Genomic DNA, 21918 nt, shown 5'->3' with positions numbered 1-21918 from the left:
AGTCAGGAAAGTGGATGAGCGGTTCGAAGGGTCGACCGGCCGGATCGTCTTTCTTATGGAGCGGCAGCTGCTGTCGCTGCATCGGCCACTACTTCATGCAGTGACGGAGGCCATGAGGTGCGGCTCAGCCGAAGTCGGGAATCGGGTGGTCCGGGACCAGGGCGGCGGCGATTCGCTGGGTGATCGTCTGGGCGGTGTGGCCGTCGGGGGCTTTGGGGCCCGTGGTGGTCGAGACGGCGATGGCCAGGTGCTTAGCGGGGAGGTATGCCTGGGCGGCGGTGTAGCCGAAGAACAGCGGGTGCTGAGAGACCCAGTCGTTCAGGACGAGCAGACCCATGCCGTAGTGGGTGGCCTCGGTGTTCGCGATGCAGATCGTTGCCGGGCAGGTCTTGGTCGGACGGCCCAGGCCCACCGTCCCCGGGTTGAGCATTTCCTGGTAGGCGGCGGGGGAGAGCAACTCGCCCGAGCCGATGCCTGCGGCCGTGCGGGCCAGGTCGCAGATGTCCGTGGTCTGTACCGCGCCGGGGGCAGTGGTCCATGAGGGGTTCCAGAAGCTGGACTCCTCGTACTTTCCGCGGTCGGAGGTGAAGGCATGCAGGACGGGCGTCGGAATGTCGGGCGTGAAGCTGTTGCGGGTCTCGCTCAGCCCGAGCGGGCCCATGACCTGCTGTTGGAGCAGGACGTCGAGCGGGGTCCCGGTGATCTTCTCCAGGGCGGCACCGAGGAGGACGAAGTTGGCGTGCGAGTAGCTCCAGTTGGTACCCGGCTCGTACCACAGCGGCTTACTGGTCGAGATGGCCACCAGCTCCTTGGCCGTCCACTGGCGGAACGGGTCCGCATAGACGGCGTCGGAGAAACCGGGGGAGGTGACGTAGTCGATGAGACCGGAGGTGGAGGCGCCGAGCATGCGCAGCGTGATCTGGTGGCCGTGCGGAAGGTCGGGCAGCCAGCGCGCGACGGGATCGTCGAGGTCGACCCTGCCTTCGTCGACCAGCCGCAGGAGCGCCGTGCCCATGTAGCTGATCGCCACGTTGCCGTTCCGGAAGTGCATGGCGGGCTCGGCCGGCACCCCTGTCATCGACTCGCCGAGCGCGGTGGTGATGACCTCGCGACCGTCGACAGTGACCCGCAGGATCACGGACTTGAGATCCATCTCGGCCTTGGCCTGCTCGGCGATCCGCAGGATGTCCCGTGCCGGGCCGCGGCCGGGCAGCGGAGAACTGACGCAGGGCCGGTGGCGGTGATCGCGATCGCTCGCCGCACCGCTGGCGGTCGTGACCGGGGCGCAGAGGGCAAGGAGGGCGGTGGCTGCGGCGAGGCGGAGCAGCGTAATCGGGCGGGCTGGTCTCATGGGCGCAGTATCGGCTTGGAGTGCCCGGAGACCGGCTCAGCGGCCACCCGACCCGCACGAACATCACCCATCGGGCCCGCATCGACGGTCGGGGGACGTGGTGATCGTTCGCAGCTTCCAAGGTGGCGGATGGAGTGGGCTGAGACGCGTCGATCCATCGGGGTGCGAGCGTGCGCAGTAGCTGCTCCGCGGGCGGAGCGCTCACCGAAACGATGTACGCATTTCGGTGTCACAGCCCCGATCGTGGTCATAGCCTGACGGGTGTGACGCACAGGTTCCGTGAGGCGATGCGGTTGATGCGAACTCGCGATCCGCAACGTCGTGAGGACAGGTTCCACCAACTCCTACCGCACGCCGCAGAGCATGTCGACGAGCTCATCGAGGAGTTCGAACAGGAGCAGGACGATCACGGATTGCGCTGCTGGCTGCTCGAGCTCATCGGGGCAGCCCGATCTCCCGCCGCTCTGCCGACTCTCGGCGCTCAGCTCAACAGCCCTGACGAGTCCCTACGACTCCGGGCGGCCGCCGGCCTGACCGAGCTCGACACCCCCGAGGCCCGGACCCTGCTCTGGAATGCCCGAGCCAACGGCATGACCACCTAGGTTCTCGACGTCGGGTCGGCTGCGGTCAGGGAATGAGTACGCGGACAAGCAACACGACCAACGTGCCTGCTGCCAACACCGACCCCAGCACGGTGAACAGCCGGTCGACCGTCGCTACGTCCCAGCCCTTGATCGCAAACCGACGGGGATCCTCCGGGTCGTATTGGACCGTGACAAAGTTCCCGACTCCGAAGTCGCCCCCGACGCTGCCGCGGCCGAACCTGGATGCGTACTCATACTCGCGGCCGTCCCGGGTCGTCCAGGCTGCGACCGGGTGGTGGAACGTGGCGCCTTCGTTGTCGCGCCTGAGATCGTGGCGGACGATTCGCCCCTCTGCGATGACACCTGTGCGACGGAGCGCGCTGGAGCGGCGGAGTCCGTACACGCCGAAGCTGAGGAAGACCGCGCCGATCGTCAGCGGGATGAGCGAGAAGAGCCATTCACGTTCCATGGGTGGTGCGACGCCTTTGTCGGGATGCTGGTTGCGGGTGGGGCTGTGGCAGCCTGCTGGCCACTCTCGACCGGCCGAGCGGTTCGGCGCCATGGGCCACAGGGTGGGTCAGAGTGGCTGGAGTTGGGTGCGCAGGAGGCAGAATTCGTTGCCTTCCGGGTCGGCCAGGCAGTGCCAGCTCTCCGTGCCGGTCTGGCCGACGTCGGCGGGCCTGGCGCCGAGGGCGAGCAGCCGCTCCAACTCGGCGTCCTGGTCGCGGTCGGTGGCGTTGACGTCGATGTGCAGGGGGAGCTTGCCGGCCCGCGGGTCGCTGCTGGGGCTGAGGACGAGGGTGGGCTGCGGGCCGCCGAAGCCGGCGTCGGGCGGCCCGATCTCGATGCTTCCGTCGTCCTCCCGGCCGAGTTCGACGTAGCCGAGGACCTGGCTCCAGAAAGCGGCGAGCCGCTCGGGGTCGGCGCAGTCGATGACCAGTTCACTGATGCGGCATGCCATGCGTGTCAGTGTACGGAGGCAACCCGGGAGTCGGTCGTCGGCCGCGCGCCGGAGGACGACGCTGCTACCCGATCGCGTCCTGTGCAGGTCGGCGAGCGCGCGGTCAGAACCAGTGCAGGCAGTGCGGGGACCGTTCGGAGCGGAAGAGGGCGTCGGCGAGGGTGGCCGCGCCCGGGTGGTGGGCGCGGATGTGTCCGGCACGCACGAGCGTGCTCGGGGTGGTGCCGCCGAGGTAGACCGAGCCCAGGTCGCTCACGTCCAGCGACAGGTCGGGCGCCCGGTCCGTCGGGACGCACTCGGCCTTGCCGTCCCGGACGGTCAGCAGGTAGCGGCCGTGCTCGCCGAGGAACGGGTCGTCGAGGTCGAGGACGAGCTCGCCGTCCGTGAACCAGCCGCGCGCGGTCAGCGCACGCGGGATGTCCAGCAGCCGCACCCAGAGCCAGTCGGTGTCGCCGTTCACCTCGCCGGCGCGGAAGTTCGCAAGCTGCCAGCGCAGCGGGTGCTCCGGCGGGAAGTGCTTGAACACGACCTGATGGACCAGGTCGTGCCCGAGCACGAACCGGGCCAGGGCCGTGGAGACGGCATCGTCGGTCGCGATGGTCTCGTCGACCGTCAAGGTGTCGGGCTTGTCGAGCGAGTAACTGACGTACCCGTCCGGAATGCCGTCGGCGTCCCGGTGGACTGCGACGTAGCGCGGCGCCGGAGAGATCGGGGGCTGTCCCGCGCCCGAGGCCCACCAGCGGTGCGGCCGGGACAGGGCGCCGGGCTGTGCGCGACGGTACCGGTCGTAGACCTCTTCGAGGATCTCGCCGCACTCGGCACGCCGCAGCAGCTCGATCGCGCCGATGTCCGAGCCGGTCGCGGGGGCGTCGGCCGTTCGGTGCGCCCGGGGGAGGGCGAGCCCGGCCTGGTGGCGCGGCACCGTCAGCCGCTGCGTGTAGGTCGCCGGACCGTAGCCGAACCTGCGGTAGATCAGGGCCTCGGAGGCCAGCAGCACGGAGAGGAACTCCCCTCGGGCCCGCAGCTCGCTGAGCTGATGCCGCATCATCGCGCTGAGCACGCCCTGGCGTCGGTGCGAGGGAACGACGCCGACGGCGGTCACCCCGGCGGCCGGGACGAGGACCTCACCGGGCAGAGTGAGCTCGAAGGAGTACGCACCAGCGGTACCGACGGGCCGCCCGTCCGCCGTCATGGCGAGCAGGCTGCGGTCCATTTCGAGCGCCGACCACCAGACCCCGCCACCGTTCTCCTTGGGGGTTTCCGGGAAGCGCCCGAACGCGGCATGGAGGGTGTCGACGAAGACGTCGAGGTCCTGGTCGGTCGTGGGACGGATCTCCATGCTGCCGCTGTCTCCTCGGGATACCGGCACCACGACTCGTGGTGCCCCGCCACAGTGCAGCGTTGACCTGTGGCGGGGTCAAGCGAATTACGGCTGGGCTTGTGTCCAATGGCTGGGTTGGCCGGATCCGGGACGATGGCGACGCCGCTGGACGCAGGACGGGCTGCTGAGCGATGACGGCGGCACGGTCGATCGCCGTCCGTGTGATGCGTTACGAAGGTGCCACTGAACGTCACCAGCGGCCCGTGCTCGCCGTCGAAGTGACCCCGGGCCGGGCGGAAACGACGCACGCCAGAGGTCCTGAAACGGCGCGGCGATCGCTGCTCTTCCTGGACCTGGTGAGCCGGTCGGCGAGGGCACCAGGCACACTGCTGGTACGCAGTCTCATCATCAAGAGGATCACGCATGATCACGCTCACGAAGGAAGACGGCCCGGCGGACCTGGACGGGGTGACCCACCTGTCCATCGGAGCGTCCTGGGATCCCACCGTCGGAAGCAGTGGTGGACTGATAGGGAAGCTCCGTCAGAAGACCGGCACCGACCTTGACCTGATCGCCATCGCCATGCAGGGGACGGAGCCGGTGCGGCTGGCCGGTCTGGACTCCCTGGATCCGTTGGGCAACGGATCGTTGGTGCACAGTGGGGACAATCAGACCGGCCGTGGGGACGGCGACGACGAGACGGTGACCGTCGACTTCGCCCGGGTGCCGACCAACATCACCTCCATCGTGTTCGTTGCCGCCGCGTACAAGAAGCACAGCGCTTTCCAGAAGGCGCGGAACATCAGCTTCAAGGTGTACGACGCGACGGGCGGCAGCACCCAGCAGGTCGCCGACATCTGGCCGAGCCTGCTCAGCAACGACAACGGGTGCGCCGTGGCCAAGGCGATCCGGAGCGGTGCGGGCTGGAAGCTCCAGGTGATCAACGAGACCGGGAAGATCAAGCAGGGCGACGAGCAGGCCCTGATGCGCTTCGCCATGAGCAAGTAGCAGATTCGGGCAGGCCCCCGGCTCGCGGACGCGAGCCGGGGGCTCCGGGGTGGGCACGGTCTGCCGGTCCGCCCGCCCGCAGCCGTTGGTGAACACCCACCAGTGCTGCCTGGCCGGCCCGCGAGCGGTCGCGTTGGGGCTACAGGCTGTGGGCGGTGATGTTGCCGTGGGCGGTCGTGGCGTGGATGGTCAGGTCGGCGGTGCCTTCGGTGTTCTTGAGCGTGTTGTGGATGCGGCCGTAGGTGGTGCCGGCGTCGAGGCTGGCGGAGACGCCGCGGGCGGCGCCGACCGAGATCTCGCCGACCTGGGTGTGCAGTGTGACGGTGCCGCGGACGGCTTCGGTGATGCGGATGTCGCCCCTTGCGGTGCTGATCTGCGCGGGTCCGCCCAGCCGCCCGATCTCGACGTCGCCGTCGATCGCGGTGAGGTTGACGTTCGCGGCCTCGTCGAGCTTGATCTGTCGGTACGCGCCCTCGAAGGTGACGTCGCCGAGGCGTCCGACGCCCCGGAGCTCGGAGCTGGCGGCCTTGGCCTCGATGTGGGAGCCGGCGGGCAGTTGGACGGTCACCTCGATGGATCCGCTGTTGCCGACGATCCGGTTCTGCGCCGGTGAGGCCTCGATCCGCAGGACGCCGTCGTCATATTCGATCGTGGTCTGTTCCGCGGCTTTCACGTCGCGGCTCTTCGTGGTGTCCGCGGGAAGGATCTCGACCGTGGTGTCGGCGCGGTCGGCGGCGATGAACCGGACGCGTCCCGCGGGGATGTTCAGGACGGCGGAGATCGGGTTCGGGGTGTTGAACTTCTGCATCATGTTCTCCTGCAACTCGTCGTTTCTGATGAAGGAAACGCTACGTTGCATTCAAAGATCTGACAACGGAATCGTTGCGCCTGGACAGTGTAATTGCAGGTGGTAGCCCATAAATCGTTGCAATGGATCTGGAGTTGAATGCAACGACGGCTGCCTGTTCGTTGCAATGAGCTGAGAGTGAACGCTACACTTGAGGCACCACGGAGCACGAAGGAGACCGCGATGCCCGGAGGCAGACTCACCCAGCAGGAACGCCGGCAGATCGCGCTGGGACTGGCCGACGACCTCGCCTACGCCGAGATCGCCAGACGCCTCGACCGTCCGACCTCCACGATCACGCGCGAGGTGACACGTAACGGCGGCCCCACCGGGTACCGCGCCGACCTGGCTCACCGAGCCACCGAACACCGCACCCATCGGCGCAGCCAGGCCGCCCCCCGGGGGTTGGAAGCGCCCGAGCAACCTCACGGACGTGATGCCGAGGCCGTGCGTGAGTACGAGGAAGTGTTCACCACCGTCCTCATGCAGGCGGGGACGCCCAAGATGATGGCCCGGGTGCTGGTCTGCCTCTACACGACCGACGCGGGCAGCCTGACCGCGTCCGAACTCGTGCAGCGCCTCCAGGTCAGCCCGGCGTCCATCTCCAAAGCGATCACGTTCCTCGACGGCCAGGGCCTCATCCGCCGCGAACGCGACGAACGCCGCCGCGAGCGCTACGTGGTCGATGACGACGTCTGGTACCAGGCGATGATGGCCAGCGCCCGGTCCAACGCCCAGATCATCGAGACCGCACGGCAGGGCGTCGGCATTCTCGGCTCCGGCACTCCGGCCGCCGCCCGCCTGGAGAACATCGCCCGCTTTCTCGACTTCGTCAGCGAGAGCATCACCCGCGCCGCACAGCAGGCCCGCGAGGTCCTCCACACACAAGCCGGAACGACCCCGGGCGGTCCTGCCGAGTCGTCTGAGGAGACCTTCGGGACGCGGGAGCCATCCGCAGGGGAGGAACAGGCGGGCACTGCCGGGCCGAACTGACCTTGCCTCCCCTTGCGATGGGGCGTGCGGGGAGGATCGGACCGGGTTGGCGCCACCCGGAGCTTCCGTCCGAGCTCGGCTCTGCGGTGCCGGTCCAGGGCGCGCGCTGAGGATGGGGCGGCCGGCCGGGAAATCCGGTCGACAGGCCGGCCCGGGAAGCAGTGTGATGGCTGCGAGTGCCTGCCGTACCGTGCGGGCCGACCGCAGGAGCTGTTCTTGGCAACGGGGACAACCGCCCACGCCCGTCCGGCGATCGATGCGGAACTGGTCAGGCGCCTGGTCGATGCGCAGTTCCCGCAGTGGGCCGCGTTGCCTCTCAGCCTGTTCGACCCGGCCGGTTCGGACCATGCGATCTACCGGCTGGGCGAGGAACTGTCGGTCCGGCTGCCCCGCCATGCCGGGGCCATCGGGCAGGCCGGGAAGGAGCTCCAGTGGCTTCCCCGGCTCGCCCCGCACCTGCCGCTGGCCATCCGACCGTCCTTCTGGTCCCTTGCCGGTGCTGCCGGTGCTGCCGGGACGGTTCCGCGGCTTGTGGAGTGGGGGTGAACATCCTGCCGTCCGACGATGGGGCCGGTCGGACCTCCGGAGGGTCCTGATAGGCCCTGCTGCGCCCACCCCGGCTGCCTCAATGTGGAAGTGGGGACCGGTTCCCGCCGGGTCGTGTCGCCCCTGATCCATCTGCCGAAAAGACGTGAGACCGTGCAGCACCGCACCGTACGAGATGTCATCCTCGGCAGAACGCTGCAGATCACCGAGGGCGCGGTCCAGGTCCAGGAGGGCGTCGTCACCCTCCGCGGAACGCTCGGCCTGCGCAGCCTGGGCCCGCTCGTGGTCCGGCTCGCGCAGGGCGTCGACGGGGTGGTGAACGTCCACGATCCGATGGCCTTCGACGTCGACGACGCCCCGGCCCTCCCGGAACCGTCGGCCGCGCTGCCGGCGACCCCGTGACCGTTCTCGCACCCGCACCGCAGGCCACCGGCTCCGGAATCACCGCGGCGGCCGGCCGGTCCGGCGACGACGCCCTCCGGGCGGCGGGTACGACGCGGGACGGTCTGTCGGCGCGCGAGGCGGCCGAACGGCTGCGCACCTGGGGGCCGAATGCGGTCACCTCCCATCAGGCCAGGCTGCCGGCGGTGCTCTGGCGTCAGCTGCGCTCTCCCTTGCTGGGGTTGCTGCTCGCGGCGGCGACGGCCTCCTACTTCGTCGGGCAACGCGGTGACGCGGTGATCATCGGTGCGATCGTGGCCCTGTCGGTGGGGCTCGGCTTCGTGAACGAGTACCGCGCGGAGAAGGCCGCCGAGGCGCTGCACGGCCAGATCCACCACGAGGCGGTGGTTCTTCGGGACGGCCGTCCCTGCAAGGTTGACGTCACCGAGCTGGTGTCGGGCGATGTGGTCGAGCTGAGGCTTGGAGAGATCGTTCCGGCCGACATCCGGCTTCTTGACGTTGTGAGTCTGGAGTGTGACGAGTCGGTCCTCACGGGGGAGTCGCTGCCACTGCCCAAGGGCACGTCCGCGGTGCCGTCCGGTACCCCGTTGGCCGAGTTGTCGGGCTGCGCTCTGATGGGCACGGTCGTGCACGCCGGCAGTGGCCGGGGGGTGGTGGTGACCACTGGTGCCGCGACGGAGTTCGGGAAGATTGCGGCGGGCCTGGGCACGCACCAGTTGGAGACCGAGTTCCAGGTGGGACTGCGCCGATTCTCGATGTTGCTGGTCTACGTCGCGGGCGCGCTGACCACGTCGATCTTCGCCGTCAACGTCCTCCTGCACAAACCGCTGTTGGAAGCGCTGCTGTTCTCGCTGGCGATCGCCGTCGGGATCACGCCGCAGTTGCTGCCGGCCGTGGTGTCGACGAGTCTGGCCGCCGGGTCCCGGCGGATGAGCCGGCGGAAGGTACTGGTCAAGCGGCTGGTGTGCATCGAGGACCTCGGGGACGTCGATGTGCTGTTCACCGACAAGACGGGCACACTGACCGCCGGCCGCATCGACTTCATGCGGGCGCTGCCCGCCGACGGTTCCACGGCGGACGCGCTGCTGCGCTGGGGCCTGCTGTGCACGGAGAGCGGCGGTGCGGACGGTCCGGCGGTGGGAGGCAATCCCCTGGACGAGGCCCTGTGGGAGTCGGCCGCGTCGCAGAGCCTCCGCGGGACCCTGGCGGGCAGTACTCGGCTCGGGTTGCTGCCGTTCGATCACGACCGGCGTATGGTCTCCGCCGTGGTGCGTGACAGCGCGGGTGTGACGACGCTGGTCACCAAGGGCGCTCCTGAGAGCGTGCTGGAGCGCTGCGTCGATGTTCCTGACGCGGCCCGCGAAGCGCTGGCCGCCGAGTTCGCCGCAGGGAACCGCGTGGTCGCCGTGGCCACCCGTACCCCGGTGGGCGAGGAACGGCCCACTGCCGTGGATGAACGAGGCCTTCGTCTCGCCGGCCTGTTGGTCTTCCTCGACCCGCCCAAACCCGACGCTGCCGCGGCGCTGCTGAGGCTGGCCGGTCTCGGGATCACGGTCAAGATCGTCACGGGGGACAATCCGGCGGTCGCGGTCAAGGTCTGCGACGACCTCGGACTGCCCGCCGGACGAGCACTGACCGGGGTTGACCTCGACGCGCTGGACGACGCCGAACTCGCCGCGGCGATCCTACGCACCACCGTCTTCGCCCGGGTCAGCCCTGAGCACAAGGCACGGATCGTCCGGATCCAGCGGACGACCGGCGGCGACGTCGCGTTCCTGGGCGACGGAGTCAACGACGCGCTGGCCCTGCACGCCGCCGACGTGGGCATCTCCGTGGAGTCCGGCACCGATGTGGCGAAGGACGCCGCGGACGTGATCCTGCTGGAGAAGGACCTGGATGTGCTCGCGGACGGCGTGGTGGAGGGGCGGCGGATCTTCGCCAACACCATCAAGTACGTCCTCATGGGCACGTCAAGCAACTTCGGCAACATGTTCAGCGCGGCCGGTGCGTCGTTGTTCCTGGGCTTCCTGCCGATGCTGCCGTCCCAGATCCTGCTCAACAACCTGCTCTACGACACCAGCCAGCTGGCGATCCCCACCGACCATGTCGACGAGGAGCAGCTGCGCAGGCCCTCGCACTGGGACATCGGGTTCATCCGCCGCTTCATGGTCTGCTTCGGTCCGATCAGCTCGGTGTTCGACTTCGCCACGTTCGGCGTCATGCTGTGGGTCTTCCACTCCGGACCGGTCCAATTCCGCACCGGCTGGTTCGTGGAGTCCCTGGCGACCCAGGCGTTGGTGATCTTCGCGATCCGCACCCGCCGCAGCCCGTTCTGGCGCAGCCGTCCCAGCCTGCCGCTGACACTGGCCGCCTTCGGGGTGGTCGCGGTGGGAGCGGTACTGCCGGCAACGCCCCTGGCGCACACACTCGGCTTCGCGCCGCTCCCGCTGGGCTTCTTCGCCGCCCTGGCGGCCATGGTGGGCTGCTATCTGGGTCTCATCGAGATCGGCAAACGGCTCTTCTACCGGCAACAGTCCGCCGCTCCGACCGATCCGATCCGCAGGCGGGACCCCTGGCGGCATCTGCGGCGTCGTCGGGCCGGCTTCAGCGTTCCCGGCCGGTTGGGCCACCGCCGGCCCCTCGTACGGGCCGGCTGAACAGGGAAGGCAGGACCTGCGCGGCTGAGCCCTGGGGCCCAGCCGCGCAGGTTGACCGGCCGCACTCCGCACGTCCGTGAAGTGCCTTTTCGCGGACCCGGGTTCAACGCAGCCGGCGCAGGTACGGATCGTGGACGCGGCGGGGCAGCAGGCGGATGCGGGCGTCGCGCGCGGTGACGCCGCAGGGCCCGGCGACGACCGTGTCGATGGCGGCTTCCGCGAGTTGTGGCAGATCTTCGGCCATCCGTGACAACCGCAGCAGCAGCGTCTTCACCCCCTCGATGTCCGCGCTACCGCCGTGGCGCCCGGGGAGCAGCGAGGAGCAGCGCGGGTCGGCGAGCAGCGCTCGAGCGTCACGCTCGGTGAGCGGGGCGGGCCGGGTGGCCGGTTCGGCAAGCGGATCGCAGGCGATACGGCAGGCGTCGGCGGCCATGATGCCCGCGCCGCGTGAGTTCGACACCACGGCGACGTTGGTCCCGGGCGGCAGCGGCTGGGAGTGCAGCATGTCCGCGGCGTCGAGGAGTTCGCCAAGGGTTCGGGTGACGATGACTCCGGCTTGGGTGAACAGCGCCTGTCGGGTCGTGGCCGGGACGTCATGGTCCGCGCTGCCTACGGCGGCCGAACGCCGGCCGGGGTGCGGGCCGCCGGTGTCGACGGTCAGGACCGGCATGTGCCGGGCGACCTCGGGTTCCGTTCCACGATCCTGCCGACGGTGGGCCAGCGCGCAGGGGCTGGCCGGGGCAGCCGCGAGGGCCGTTCGGCCCTGATGCGTGCGGAGGTCCCGACAGGCTGTGAGCCGGGCAGGGCCGAACGGCTGCTCCGCGGGGACCTGCGGACCCTGGGCGGCCTCTCGTCGGCGAACGAGCATGGAGACACCTGAACTGTGAAGGAGTGAGGCGACGATGACTGTGACAACGCCATCCACCATGGGCGTGTCCGAGGCCGCGTGGCAGGGGTTCTCCGGCCGGTCCTGGCGCGACCGCATCGATGTACGCGACTTCATCCAGACCAACTACACACCGTACGAAGGCGATGCCTCCTTCCTGGCAGGCCCGACGACGCGCACCCTCGCGGTATGGCACAAGGTCTCCGCGCTGTTCCCCGAGGAACGCCGCCGAGGCGTTCTCGATATCGACGCCCGGACGCCTTCGACCATCACCTCGCACCGTCCCGGATGGATCGACCGGGAGCGTGAGCTGATCGTCGGTCTGCAGACGGATGCCCCGCTGAAGCGGGCGATCATGCCCAACGGCGGCCTGCGGATGGTCGAGAACAGCCTGCGGGCCTACGGATACGAGCCCGACCCGTTCGTCACGAGGGTGTTCGGCACCTACCGGAAGACCCATAACACCGGCGTCTTCGACGCCTACACCCCCGAGATGCTCCGCGCACGCAAGGCCGGCCTCATCACCGGCCTGCCCGACGCCTATGGCCGGGGACGGATCATCGGCGACTACCGGAGAGCCGCCCTGTACGGCACGTCTCGGCTGATCGAGGTCAAGCGTGCCGAGCGGGCCCTGCTGGACGCCCGGCCCTCCACATCCGATGTCATCCGCGACCGTGAGGAGATCGCCGAACAGATCCGCGCGCTGGGCGAACTGGAACAGATGGCGGCCACCTACGGCTGCGACGTCACCCGCCCGGCAACCACCGCCCACGAGGCCGTGCAATGGCTCTATCTCGGCTATCTGGCGGCGGTGAAGGAGCAGAACGGCGCCGCGATGTCCCTGGGCCGCACCTCCACGTTCCTGGACGTCTATCTGGCCCGGGATCTGGCCGAGGGACGGATCGACGAGAGCCGCGCCCAGGAGCTGATCGACGACTTCGTGATCAAGCTGCGCATCGTCCGGTTCCTGCGCACCCCGGAGTACGACACCTTGTTCTCCGGCGACCCGACGTGGGTCACCGAGTCCATCGGCGGCATCGGCGACGACGGTCGGCCGCTGGTCACCCGTACCTCCTTCCGGTTCCTGCGGACCCTCGCCAACCTCGGGCCCGCCCCCGAGCCCAATCTCACCGTCCTGTGGTCCCCGCGATTGCCCGAGGGCTTCAAGCGGTTCTGCGCCCAGGTGTCGATCGACACCAGCTCCATCCAGTACGAGTCCGATGAGCTGATGCGCCCGCGGACCGGTGACGACACCGCGATCGCCTGCTGTGTCTCGGCGATGGCGGTCGGCAAGCAGATGCAGTTCTTCGGCGCCCGGGTGAACCTCGCCAAGGCCCTGCTGTACGCGATCAACGGCGGCCGGGACGAGATGACCGGCGAGCAGGTCGCACCGGTGTCCACTCCGTTGACCGGCGAGTATCTCGACCATGACGAGCTGACCGCCGCGTACGACCGGATGCTCGACTGGCTCGCCGGCACGTACGTCAACGCCCTCAACGTCATCCACTACATGCACGACAAGTACGCCTACGAGCGGCTGGAGATGGCGCTGCACGGCCATCCCGTGCAGCGCACCATGGCCTGTGGAATCGCCGGCCTCTCGGTGGCAGCCGACAGCCTGTCGGCCGTCAAGTACGCCCGGGTGAAGGTGATCCGGGACGACACCGGACTGGCCACGGACTACGAGGTCGAGGGCGAGTACCCCGCGTACGGGAACCACGACGACCGTGCCGACAGCATCGCCGTCGACCTGGTGCACACCTTCATGGCCAAGCTGCGCCGGCATCCCACCTACCGGGGCGCGGAGCAGACCCAGTCGGTGCTCACCATCACCTCCAACGTGGTCTACGGCAAGCACACGGGCAACACCCCGGACGGCCGTCGCGCGGGGCTGCCCTTCGCGCCCGGTGCCAACCCCATGAACGGCCGTGATCGCCACGGGCTGGCGGCCTCCGCCCTGTCGGTGGCCAAGATCCCGTACGAGCAGGCCCGTGACGGCATCTCGCTGACCTCGACCATCACCCCGGAAGGGCTCGGGCACGACCCCGCGGAACGTGCCACCAACCTGGTCGGCATCCTCGACGCCTACACGGCTTCCGGCGGCTTCCACATGAACGTCAACGTTCTGGACCGGGCCACTCTGGAGGACGCCATGGAGCATCCGGAGAAGTATCCCGAGCTGACCATCCGGGTCTCCGGTTACGCCGTCAACTTCGTCCGCCTGACGCGCGAGCAGCAGCTCGACGTGATCAGCCGCACCTTCCACGGTGCGATGTGAGCACCGGCCGGATCCATTCCTGGGACCTGTCCACGGGCGTGGACGGGCCCGGCACCCGGTTCGTGCTCTTCATGAACGGCTGCCCGCTGCGCTGCTCGTACTGCGCCAACCCCGACACCTGGAAACTGCGCGACGGGCGCAGTATGACTGTCGACGAGGTGATGGCAGAGATCGCGAAATACCGCTCCTTCATCGACACCGCCGGCGGGGGAGTCACGCTCAGCGGAGGTGAGCCGCTCCTGCAGGCCGACTTCACCGCCGAAGTCTTGCACCGCTGCCACGAGCTGGGTCTCCACACCGCCCTGGACACCTCCGGCGCTCTCGGCGCCCGCGCCGGTGACGCGCTGCTCGCCGATACCGACCTGGTCCTGCTCGACATCAAGTCCTTCGACATCGAGGCTTACCACCGGCTCACCGGCGGCCACCTGGCCCCCACCCTGAGCTTCGCCGGACGGCTCGACCGACTGGGAATCCCGGTCCGGATCCGCTATGTGCTGGTGCCGGGCCTGACCGACGACCGGGCCGCGGTGGACGGCCTGGCCGCCTTCGTCGCCGGTCTGGACAACGTCGAAGGGGTGGACGTGCTGCCCTTCCACACGATGGGCACCCACAAGTACGACGACCTCGGCATCCCCTTCGTGCTGCGCGACACCCCCGCACCGGGGCCCGCGCTCCTGGAACGGGTGCGAGGTCAGTTCCGGGTGCACGGCGTGCCGGCCGTGTAGGCCGCGGGCAGGGACGTTCGGCCCCCCGGAGGGACCTGCAAGGCCCCTCTGCATCCGCTCCTGGGCCTGTGAGGCTGGAAGCGAGCGGGAGACCGCACATCACTCCATGACTTCGTGCGGTACACCATCGACCGCGGTCCGACGACTCTCCGGAGGGCTCCATGTCCGACACGAGCGCGAACACTTCCGACGGCCCCATCGTGGTGGGCACGGACGGCTCACCGTCCGCCCGCCACGCCGTGCTCGTCGCGCTGCGCGAAGCACAGCTGCGCGGCACCGGACTGCGGGCCGTCTGCGCCTACGACTACGGGCCCGACCGCTATGCCGGCTACGAGTGGCTGACCGCGTCGGACAACGCCGGTCTGTACGTGCAGCTGCGTGACATCGCGGAACAGGCTGTGACCGACACCGTCGCCGAACTCCAGAAGGAGCTCGGCGGTACCCCGGTGGAAGTGGAGGTCGTGGTCGAACCGGGACGCCCTTCGCAGGTGCTGCTCGAAGCCAGTGCGGACGCCTGTCTGCTGGTGGTCGGCACCCGGGGAGCGAGCTCCTGGGGGCGCCTCAGGCTCGGCTCGACCAGCACGGAGGTCGTGCACCACGCACACCTTCCGGTCCTGGTCGTCCCCGGCGACGACCCCGACGCCGCGTAACTCCGATCGCAACGACACCGGGTCCCGGACCCGGGGACAGGTTCGCATCATGACCACCATCAGCTTGTCGCAGGCTTCGCACCCGGACGTGACCGCCATCCCCGAGGTCCGGATGCTGCTGAAACCGCAGTGCGCGGACCGGGGAATGGTCGACGGTGCCTGGTGGCCGCGCACACGTGACCTGGCCCGTGAACTGCCGTTCCTGGTCGCGGTCCTGGACGAGCGCTGGGGCCGGATCACCCGGGTCGCGGTGAATCCCCACAGCTGGCCGGAGATCCCGAAGAAGGTGCCCGCGGGAATCCATACCGTGAGCGTCGGATGGTTCGACGCCGAGCAGGACCCCGACGACCTGCTGCTGCTCTCCTACACCGTCGGGCGCTGGGACCTGCTGATCGTGCCGCCGGAGTGCGACCCCGAGCGCGCCGCTTGGCTGATGTGCGCCGCGGGCGACGTGGACAACCGGCAGAGCGTCCGGGAGCTGATGGCCGGCCCGCGGTCGGTGCGGCACACCACCACGCACGCGGCTCCGTGGGAAGCCCTCTGAGGGCGACAGCAGTCGACGACAGCCGGGGCCGGCCTGCGGGCCGGCCCCAGCTGCAGTGGTTCCAGGGCTATGTGTCGTTGTCCTCGGGGGAGTTCATTCGCAGTGCGGCGCGTCCGGACTCCAGCCGGGCGGCCGGCAGGCGGAACGGGGAGCAGGAGACGTAGTCGAGTCCCGTCCGCTCGAAGAAGTCGATCGAGTCGGGATCGCCGCCGTGCTCGCCGCAGACGCCGATTTTGAGGGCTGGCCGGGCCGCACGGCCTTCCCGTACCGCGATCTCCACCAGGCGGCCGACACCGTCCCGGTCGATCGTCTCGAACGGCGAGGCGGCGAAGATGCCCTGAGCGAGGTAGGTGGCGAAGAAGGACCCTTCCACGTCGTCGCGGGAGAATCCCCAGGTGGTCTGGGTGAGGTCGTTGGTGCCGAAGGAGAAGAAGTCGGCCTCCTGGGCGATCCGGTCGGCGGTCAGGGCCGCTCTCGGAAGTTCGATCATGGTGCCGATGGGGCACGTCACCGTCACTCCCGCGGAGAGGGAGACCTGTGCGAGGACGGCTTCCACCTCCCGGCGCACCATGCGCAGTTCCTCGACCGTACCGACCAGCGGAACCATGATCTCGGCCTGCGGGTGCCCGCCGTCGTTCAGCCGCTGGGCGACCGCCTCACCGACGGCCCGTACCTGCATCGCGACCAGGCCGGGCACCACCAGACCGAGACGGACGCCGCGCAGTCCCAGCATCGGGTTCTGTTCGTGCATACGCTCGACGGCGGCGAGAAGGTCGACGTCGTGCGGGTCCGGAATCTGTCCGGTGGCGCGGACCGAGGCGACCCGTACGGCCAGTTCGACGCGGTCGGGCAGGAACTCGTGGAGCGGGGGGTCCAGCAGCCGGATGGTGACGGGCAGCCCGTCCATCGCCGCCAGGATGGCGGTGAAATCCGCGCGTTGGAGGGGCAGCAGCGCGTCCAGGGCGCGCTTGCGTCCGGTGTCGCTGTCGGCCAGGATCATCGACTCGACCAGCCGCCGGCGTTCGCCGAGGAACATGTGCTCGGTGCGGCACAGTCCGATGCCCTGGGCGCCGAAGCGCCGGGCGCGCGCGGCGTCCTCGGGGGTGTCGGCGTTGGCAAGGGTCTCCATCCGGCTCACCTCGTCGGCATGCGCGAGGATGCGGGCCACCGCGTCCACCACGCCAGGAGGTCGCTCTCCGGTTTCGAAGTAGTGCATCACAGGTGACTCGACCAGCGGCTGTGCGCCGAGGTGGACGGTGCCGGCCGAGCCGTCGATGGACACCACCGTGCCCTCGGCGACCACGGTGCCGTCGCGCGTGGTGAAGTGCCGGGCCGTCTCGTCGACCGTGATCTCCTCGGCTCCGCAGACACAGACCTTGCCCATGCCTCGCGCCACCACGGCCGCGTGACTGGTCTTGCCGCCCCGGCTGGTGAGGACGGCTTGCGCGGCGATCATTCCCGGCAGGTCGTCGGGGGTGGTCTCACGCCGGACGAGCACCGTCCTGGAGCCCGCGGCAGCCAGGCGTACCGCCTCCGCCGAGGTGAAGACCACGGCGCCGACGGCCGCACCCGGCGATGCCGGGATGCCACGCGCCAGCGGTGTTCCCGCTGCCGCGTCGTCGAAGCGGGGGAACATCAGATGGGTGAGCTGCTCACCGGTCACCCGGCGGAGGGCCTCTGCCGGGGAGATGACGTCCTCGTCGATCAGCTGGGCGGCGATACGGAAGGCCGCTTCCGCCGTGCGCTTGCCGACGCGGGTCTGCAGCATCCACAGCCGGCCGCGCTCGATGGTGAACTCGATGTCGCAAAGGTCCCGGTAGTGGTGTTCCAGGATGCCCAGGTAGTCGCGCAGCTGTGTGTACGAGAGCGGGTCGATGGCCTCCAGCTCCTGCAGCGGAACAGCATTGCGGATGCCGGCGACGACGTCCTCGCCCTGGGCGTCGGACAGATAGTCGCCGTAGATGCCCCGGCGGCCGGTGGCCGGATCGCGGGTGAACGCCACGCCGGTGCCGGAGTCCGGGCCGAGGTTGCCGAAGACCATGGTCTGGATGTTGACGGCCGTGCCGAGGTCGTCGGGGATGTGCTCGCGCCTGCGGTACAGCCGGGCCCGCTCGCCGTTCCAGGACTCGAAGACGGCGAGGATCGCGCGGCTGAGCTGGTCGGCGGGGTCCTGCGGGAAGTCCTCACCCGTCGCGTCACGCACGATCCGTTTGAACTCCTCCACGACGTCAGGCAAGTCGTCCGGGTCCCGGTGCTCCGCCAGAGCGTCGGCGAACAGGGAGCCGTCGACTCCCATCGCGGTGCTGCCGAACATCTGGATGAGTCGCCGGTAGGAGTCCCAGGCGAAGTGCTCGCGGCCGGTGGTCTTCGCCAGGCCGTGCACCGAGTCGTCGTTCAGACCGATGTCGAGGATCGTCTCCATCATGCCGGGCATGGAGAAACGTCCACCGGAGCGTACCGAGAGCAGCAGCGGGTCGTCCGGGTGGCCCAGCTTGCGCCCGCCGGCGAGCTCCAGGGCTGACAGCCGGGCGGCAACCTGTATTCCGAGGCCGTCCGGCTCGCCTCCGGTGGCCAGGAAGGCCCGGCAGGCTTCGGTGGTGACGGTGAAGCCGGGTGGCACGGGCAGGCCGATACGGGTCATCTCGGCGAGATTGGCGCCCTTCCCCCCGAGGAGGCCGGCCATCTCACGGCCACCCTCGGTGAAGTCGTACACGTACTGGACCATGGTGCGGCCGCCTCACTTCGCAGGATTGAATCGGGGCCGGGAGCGGCCCCGCCGTCGACGCGCCGTTCAGTGGGCCTGACTCAGCTGTGCGATGGGCCGGGCAACGAGCCTTGTGGTGTCTCGGGGACGAGCAGGACCGGGCAGTGGGAGTGGTGCAGCAGAGTGGTGACCGGGCCGAGCTGAGGTCCCAGCAGGCCCTGTCTGCGGTGCGCGGTGACCACGATGTGATCGTTCCCTTCATCGAATGCGTCCGGCGTCCTGCTGCGGCTTCCGCCGGGGGACCTCGGCCCGCGTGCCGTGGGAACGGGCCGGCGGGCCGGTGTCCGTTCCGCAGTCCCTCAGGTACAGCCTGGCCCGGCACCGGTGCCGGCCGCTTGGGCCACTCGGACCCGGTACAGGGGTCCAACCGGCCCGCATCGCGGAGAGAGGTCCGTGACGTCGGAGTGCCTGGCCGAACCGGCCGCGTCTCCTCAGCTGAAAGCGGTCTTCAGCGCCTCGAAGGCGGCCTTCGGGTCGGAGAGGGCGTGGTAGATGCCCGGGATCTCCTTGTCCACGTCCAGCAGCCCGTACACGGCGTGCATGGCACCGCGGACCGAGTACTCGACGGTGAACACCACGTCCTCGGGAATCTCGACGAACTGCCCGAGGAAGGCGAAGTTCGCCGCTCCCGCGGGGATCACCAGCGGCCTGTCCCGAACGCTGCGGCGCTCGAACTGGCTGGTGATGTACGGCATCATCACGGTTCTCACCGTCGTGGTCGCGGCGACTTCCCGCGCGATGTCCTGGAAGCCGAGGTGGCCGAGGAGCTCGGTGAGGATCTCCTGGCCGGTAGCCTCCGACATCTTCTTCCCGGTGTTCTCGCCCTCGTTGTCGACGAACAGGCCGTAGCCCCAGAGGGTGAAGACGTCGTCGGGCTGGCCGTCGAAGTGCGGCTGGGAGGGCACCACGATGGACATCAGCCAGTTGGAGTCCTTGAACGTCATCAGGCCGCCGGTACCGGGCGCGTTGCCGGAGAACTCCTCGATCCGTTTCAGCAGTGCCGGGCTTCGCATCGTGAGGGTGAAGGACTCCCATTTGGCCTCGTCGACGTCGGCGTTGAAGGAACTGGGGCGGCCGAAGTCCTCCGCCTTGCGGGCCAGGGTCTCCCACAGCGTCCAGCCGCCGTCGCGCTTGTCGCGGATCAGCTCGGGGGCGGTGTCGTCATCGCCGTACGTGCTGTCGGCGGTCATCGAGCCGAGCGTGATGAACGCGTAGTCCTCCGGGCCGAGGTCGTAACCACCGTTGCTGCCGTTCTGCTGGAACTCGATCCGTGACGCGCGCCGGTCACCGATGTCTCCGACGAAGTCCACGTTGGTCACCGTCACGCCGTACTCGATGCGTACACCGCGGCTCTCCAGCCACTTCTGCACCGGGCGGACCAGGGAGTCGTACTGGTTGAGACGGGTGCGCCGCACTCCGGCGAGAGTGTGGATCCGCGGGAACTCCTGCATGAAGCGCAGGAAGTACCGCTTGAGTTCGATGGCGCTGTGCCAGTTCTGGAAGGCGAAGGTGGTGCGCCACATGGCCCAGAAGTTCGTGTCGAAGAAGTGCTGTGAGAAGAAGTCCTCGATCCGGCGGGGGCCGATCACGGACTCCGGGAGTGCCAGAAGGCGGGCCAGGTCGACCCGGTCACGCGTGTTGAACCCGAGTTGAGCCGCGTCGAGGATGGAGTGATCACCGGCGATGAGCCGGGCCTTGGCGCCGGTGACGGTCTGCCGGTTGAACTCCCGCGTCTCCTGCAGCACGGAGACGTTCTCGTCGTCCAGCGTGGGGATGGTCTCCAGCAGGTTCCAGAGGCAGACGTACGCCTCCTCTTCCAGCATCCGCCCGCCACGCGTCACATAACCAGTTTCCGGGCCACCGCCGCCGTCCAGGGAACCGCCGGCGATGGGGAGTTCCTCCAGGATGTGGATGTTCTCGCCCTGGAGGCCGCTGTCACGGATTAGGAACACCGCTGCCGCGAGTGCTCCGATGCCGCCGCCGACCAGATAGGCCCGGGTGTGCCGTGCTGTGTCCATGTGCTGGTTCCCCTTTGATGCCGCCCAGAGCGCTGGGACCGATGCGTCGGAGCCCGCTCCGCCTGATCGACAGGTGTGCGGTCCGATGCTGGATCCCCAGCCAACGCCACGAGGGTCACCGCCGTCGTGGGCTGTCCGGTACCCAGGTCCAGGGACCTTTGTCCCTCGGAGCGAAGGGGGTGCCGGGGTGATGGCCTGGGGGCAGAGGGCGGGCAGGACCATCAGCCGTTCACTCCTCCCACCTGCGGGACCAATGGCCCTCCTTCTGGTCCCGGCGGGCCCTCCAGCCCGGCTCGAACCCGCATCAGGATGAGGGCAGACGGCGATCCGGCCGTGCTCTGAAGTGGCGAGACGCACCGGCAGGCCTGAGGACCACGGCCGCCAGCGACGCTCTCGCCCGCCAATCGAACCGAGGCACGCCATGCCCGTCCTGATCATTACTGTCGTGGTCCTGCTCCTCCTGCTGATCTGTGCGATGGCCGTGAAGATCGTCAAGCAGTACGAGCAGGGGGTGCTGTTCCGGCTCGGCCGGGTGCTGGGCGAGCGCAAGCCCGGTCTGCGGCTGATCATTCCGTTCGTCGACGTCCTGCACCGGGTGTCGCTGCGGATCGTCACCATGCCGATCCAGTCGCAGGGCATCATCACCCGCGACAACGTCAGCGTCGATGTGTCCGCGGTCGCTTACTTCCGGGTGGTCGACCCGGTGAAGTCCGTCGTCGCCATCGAGAACGTGTACGCGGCGATCGACCAGATCGCGCAGACCACGCTGCGCAAGGTCGTGGGACAGCACACCCTGGACGAGACGCTGTCCGAGACGGACACGATCAACCTGGACATCCGCGAGATCCTCGACGTCACGACGGTCGAGTGGGGCGTCCAGGTGACGCTGGTGGAGCTGAAGGACATTCAGCTGCCCGACAGCATGAAGCGGGCGATGGCCCGTCAGGCCGAGGCCGAGCGGGAGAAGCGCGCGAAGATCATCAACGCTGAGGGCGAGTCGCTGGCCGCCGCGGCCCTCGGTGACGCCTCGGACGTGATGATGGCCCACCCGCTGGCCCTGCAACTGCGCAACCTGCAGAGCCTGGTGGAGATCGGCGTGGACAAGAACACCACCGTCGTCTTCCCGGCCCCGCTGATGAGCACCATCGGTGAACTCGGCTCCTTCCTCGCCCGTGAGACCGCGGCGGCGATCCCGGTCGTCCCGCCGACGGCCAGGAACACGGAAGCGGAACCTGCCACCGAGCCCGCGTTCGTGGACATCACGACAGCCGACACCCCGGCCGTCTCCTCCAACGGCGTTCCTCGCGCGATCAGCAAGTAGTCCGCCGACCGCGACCGTGTTCAGAAGTGAGGAAGATCCGTGCCTGAGATGACCAACAACCC

General features: G+C 69.0%; 18 protein-coding genes and 2 pseudogenes. 11 read left to right on the top strand and 9 right to left on the bottom strand.

Going from position 1 to position 21918, the window contains the following annotated elements:
* Positions 1-124 precede the first annotated feature (124 nt).
* Positions 125-1351 (bottom strand): serine hydrolase domain-containing protein, encoded by a 1227-nt coding sequence (locus tag O3W51_RS35875; protein ID WP_269288380.1) that lies wholly within the window; start codon positions 1349-1351, stop codon positions 125-127.
* Between the two features lie 263 nt (positions 1352-1614).
* On the opposite strand from O3W51_RS35875, the gene O3W51_RS35870 reads away from it, so the two are divergent.
* Positions 1615-1953 (top strand): HEAT repeat domain-containing protein, encoded by a 339-nt coding sequence (locus O3W51_RS35870; RefSeq protein ID WP_198359573.1) that lies wholly within the window; start codon positions 1615-1617, stop codon positions 1951-1953.
* 25 nt (positions 1954-1978) lie between these two features.
* On the opposite strand, the gene O3W51_RS35865 is transcribed toward O3W51_RS35870, so the two are convergent.
* The 3 genes from O3W51_RS35865 to O3W51_RS35855 all read right to left on the bottom strand — a co-directional run bounded on the left by O3W51_RS35865 (position 1979) and on the right by O3W51_RS35855 (position 4235).
* The gene (locus O3W51_RS35865) at positions 1979-2404 is read right to left on the bottom strand and encodes a DUF3592 domain-containing protein (RefSeq protein WP_198359574.1); all 426 of its coding nucleotides are present in this window, start codon (positions 2402-2404) and stop codon (positions 1979-1981) included.
* Between the two features lie 108 nt (positions 2405-2512).
* The gene (locus tag O3W51_RS35860; RefSeq protein ID WP_138351999.1) at positions 2513-2896 is read right to left on the bottom strand and encodes a VOC family protein; all 384 of its coding nucleotides are present in this window, start codon (positions 2894-2896) and stop codon (positions 2513-2515) included.
* 103 nt (positions 2897-2999) lie between these two features.
* Entirely contained in the window at positions 3000-4235 is a 1236-nt protein-coding gene (locus O3W51_RS35855; protein WP_269288378.1) for a GNAT family N-acetyltransferase, read from the bottom strand.
* A gap of 405 nt (positions 4236-4640) precedes the next feature.
* Here O3W51_RS35855 and O3W51_RS35850 point away from each other — a divergent pair, with 405 nt between their 5' ends.
* On the top strand, positions 4641-5225 hold the full coding sequence (locus tag O3W51_RS35850; RefSeq protein ID WP_138351997.1) for a TerD family protein: 585 nt from the start codon (positions 4641-4643) through the stop codon (positions 5223-5225).
* A gap of 139 nt (positions 5226-5364) precedes the next feature.
* Here the strand turns inward: O3W51_RS35850 and O3W51_RS35845 are convergent, their stop codons facing one another.
* Complete coding sequence (locus O3W51_RS35845) at positions 5365-6033, bottom strand: DUF4097 family beta strand repeat-containing protein (RefSeq protein WP_269288384.1); 669 nt, start codon at positions 6031-6033, stop codon at positions 5365-5367.
* Positions 6034-6255: 222 nt separating this feature from the next.
* Between O3W51_RS35845 and O3W51_RS35840 the strand changes: the two genes are divergently transcribed.
* From O3W51_RS35840 to mgtA, 4 genes and pseudogenes are all read left to right on the top strand, one after another.
* The gene (locus tag O3W51_RS35840; RefSeq protein ID WP_164293175.1) at positions 6256-7065 is read left to right on the top strand and encodes a GbsR/MarR family transcriptional regulator; all 810 of its coding nucleotides are present in this window, start codon (positions 6256-6258) and stop codon (positions 7063-7065) included.
* Between the two features lie 216 nt (positions 7066-7281).
* A pseudogene (locus O3W51_RS35835) lies at positions 7282-7536 on the top strand (phosphotransferase); the annotation flags it as partial.
* Between the two features lie 189 nt (positions 7537-7725).
* On the top strand, positions 7726-8013 hold the full coding sequence (locus O3W51_RS35830; RefSeq protein ID WP_269288377.1) for a BON domain-containing protein: 288 nt from the start codon (positions 7726-7728) through the stop codon (positions 8011-8013).
* Entirely contained in the window at positions 8010-10670 is a 2661-nt protein-coding gene (gene mgtA / locus O3W51_RS35825; protein WP_269288376.1) for a magnesium-translocating P-type ATPase, read from the top strand. Before O3W51_RS35830 ends, mgtA begins: the two co-directional genes overlap by 4 nt.
* A 103-nt stretch (positions 10671-10773) precedes the next feature.
* On the opposite strand, the gene O3W51_RS35820 is transcribed toward mgtA, so the two are convergent.
* On the bottom strand, positions 10774-11340 hold the full coding sequence (locus O3W51_RS35820; RefSeq protein ID WP_269288375.1) for an acetate--CoA ligase family protein: 567 nt from the start codon (positions 11338-11340) through the stop codon (positions 10774-10776).
* A gap of 232 nt (positions 11341-11572) precedes the next feature.
* On the opposite strand from O3W51_RS35820, the gene pflB reads away from it, so the two are divergent.
* The 4 genes from pflB (at position 11573) to O3W51_RS35800 (ending at position 15753) form a co-directional block, all read left to right on the top strand.
* Positions 11573-13834 carry a formate C-acetyltransferase gene (gene pflB, locus O3W51_RS35815; RefSeq protein ID WP_138351992.1) on the top strand — a complete coding sequence of 754 codons (2262 nt, stop codon included), beginning with the start codon at positions 11573-11575 and terminating at the stop codon, positions 13832-13834.
* On the top strand, positions 13831-14559 hold the full coding sequence (pflA, locus tag O3W51_RS35810) for a pyruvate formate-lyase-activating protein (protein WP_138351991.1): 729 nt from the start codon (positions 13831-13833) through the stop codon (positions 14557-14559). Before pflB ends, pflA begins: the two co-directional genes overlap by 4 nt.
* 161 nt (positions 14560-14720) lie before the next feature.
* Positions 14721-15209, top strand: a complete 489-nt coding sequence (locus O3W51_RS35805; RefSeq protein WP_138351990.1) for a universal stress protein — start codon at positions 14721-14723, stop codon at positions 15207-15209.
* Between the two features lie 49 nt (positions 15210-15258).
* The gene (locus O3W51_RS35800) at positions 15259-15753 is read left to right on the top strand and encodes a DUF5994 family protein (protein ID WP_244809705.1); all 495 of its coding nucleotides are present in this window, start codon (positions 15259-15261) and stop codon (positions 15751-15753) included.
* Between the two features lie 67 nt (positions 15754-15820).
* Here the strand turns inward: O3W51_RS35800 and ppdK are convergent, their stop codons facing one another.
* The 3 genes and pseudogenes from ppdK to O3W51_RS35785 form a co-directional block, all read right to left on the bottom strand.
* Positions 15821-18478: a pyruvate, phosphate dikinase gene (gene ppdK / locus O3W51_RS35795; protein ID WP_138351989.1), complete on the bottom strand. Its 2658-nt coding sequence runs from the start codon at positions 18476-18478 to the stop codon at positions 15821-15823.
* Between the two features lie 80 nt (positions 18479-18558).
* Positions 18559-18708 (bottom strand): annotated as a pseudogene (locus O3W51_RS35790) (universal stress protein); the annotation flags it as partial.
* A 240-nt stretch (positions 18709-18948) separates the two neighbouring features.
* The gene (locus tag O3W51_RS35785; protein WP_164293182.1) at positions 18949-20535 is read right to left on the bottom strand and encodes an oleate hydratase; all 1587 of its coding nucleotides are present in this window, start codon (positions 20533-20535) and stop codon (positions 18949-18951) included.
* A gap of 421 nt (positions 20536-20956) precedes the next feature.
* Here O3W51_RS35785 and O3W51_RS35780 point away from each other — a divergent pair, with 421 nt between their 5' ends.
* A complete protein-coding gene (locus O3W51_RS35780) occupies positions 20957-21856 on the top strand; it encodes a slipin family protein (protein ID WP_138351986.1) in 900 nt (299 codons plus the stop codon).
* Positions 21857-21918 lie beyond the last annotated feature (62 nt).

This window comes from Streptomyces sp. H39-C1, assembly GCF_027158125.1.
GTDB lineage: Bacteria > Actinomycetota > Actinomycetes > Streptomycetales > Streptomycetaceae > Actinacidiphila > Actinacidiphila fildesensis.
This window is presented reverse-complemented; position numbering and strand designations above follow the sequence as displayed.

Coding starts and splice junctions, on each gene's coding strand:
- O3W51_RS35875 (WP_269288380.1), bottom strand. CDS start 1,351: ATGAGACCAGCCCGCCCGATTACGCTGCTCCGCCTCGCCGCAGCCACC.
- O3W51_RS35865 (WP_198359574.1), bottom strand. CDS start 2,404: ATGGAACGTGAATGGCTCTTCTCGCTCATCCCGCTGACGATCGGCGCG.
- O3W51_RS35860 (WP_138351999.1), bottom strand. CDS start 2,896: ATGGCATGCCGCATCAGTGAACTGGTCATCGACTGCGCCGACCCCGAG.
- O3W51_RS35855 (WP_269288378.1), bottom strand. CDS start 4,235: ATGGAGATCCGTCCCACGACCGACCAGGACCTCGACGTCTTCGTCGAC.
- O3W51_RS35850 (WP_138351997.1), top strand. CDS start 4,641: ATGATCACGCTCACGAAGGAAGACGGCCCGGCGGACCTGGACGGGGTG.
- O3W51_RS35845 (WP_269288384.1), bottom strand. CDS start 6,033: ATGCAGAAGTTCAACACCCCGAACCCGATCTCCGCCGTCCTGAACATC.
- O3W51_RS35840 (WP_164293175.1), top strand. CDS start 6,256: ATGCCCGGAGGCAGACTCACCCAGCAGGAACGCCGGCAGATCGCGCTG.
- O3W51_RS35820 (WP_269288375.1), bottom strand. CDS start 11,340: ATGCCGGTCCTGACCGTCGACACCGGCGGCCCGCACCCCGGCCGGCGT.
- pflB (WP_138351992.1), top strand. CDS start 11,573: ATGACTGTGACAACGCCATCCACCATGGGCGTGTCCGAGGCCGCGTGG.
- O3W51_RS35805 (WP_138351990.1), top strand. CDS start 14,721: ATGTCCGACACGAGCGCGAACACTTCCGACGGCCCCATCGTGGTGGGC.
- O3W51_RS35800 (WP_244809705.1), top strand. CDS start 15,259: ATGACCACCATCAGCTTGTCGCAGGCTTCGCACCCGGACGTGACCGCC.
- ppdK (WP_138351989.1), bottom strand. CDS start 18,478: ATGGTCCAGTACGTGTACGACTTCACCGAGGGTGGCCGTGAGATGGCC.
- O3W51_RS35785 (WP_164293182.1), bottom strand. CDS start 20,535: ATGGACACAGCACGGCACACCCGGGCCTATCTGGTCGGCGGCGGCATC.
- O3W51_RS35780 (WP_138351986.1), top strand. CDS start 20,957: ATGCCCGTCCTGATCATTACTGTCGTGGTCCTGCTCCTCCTGCTGATC.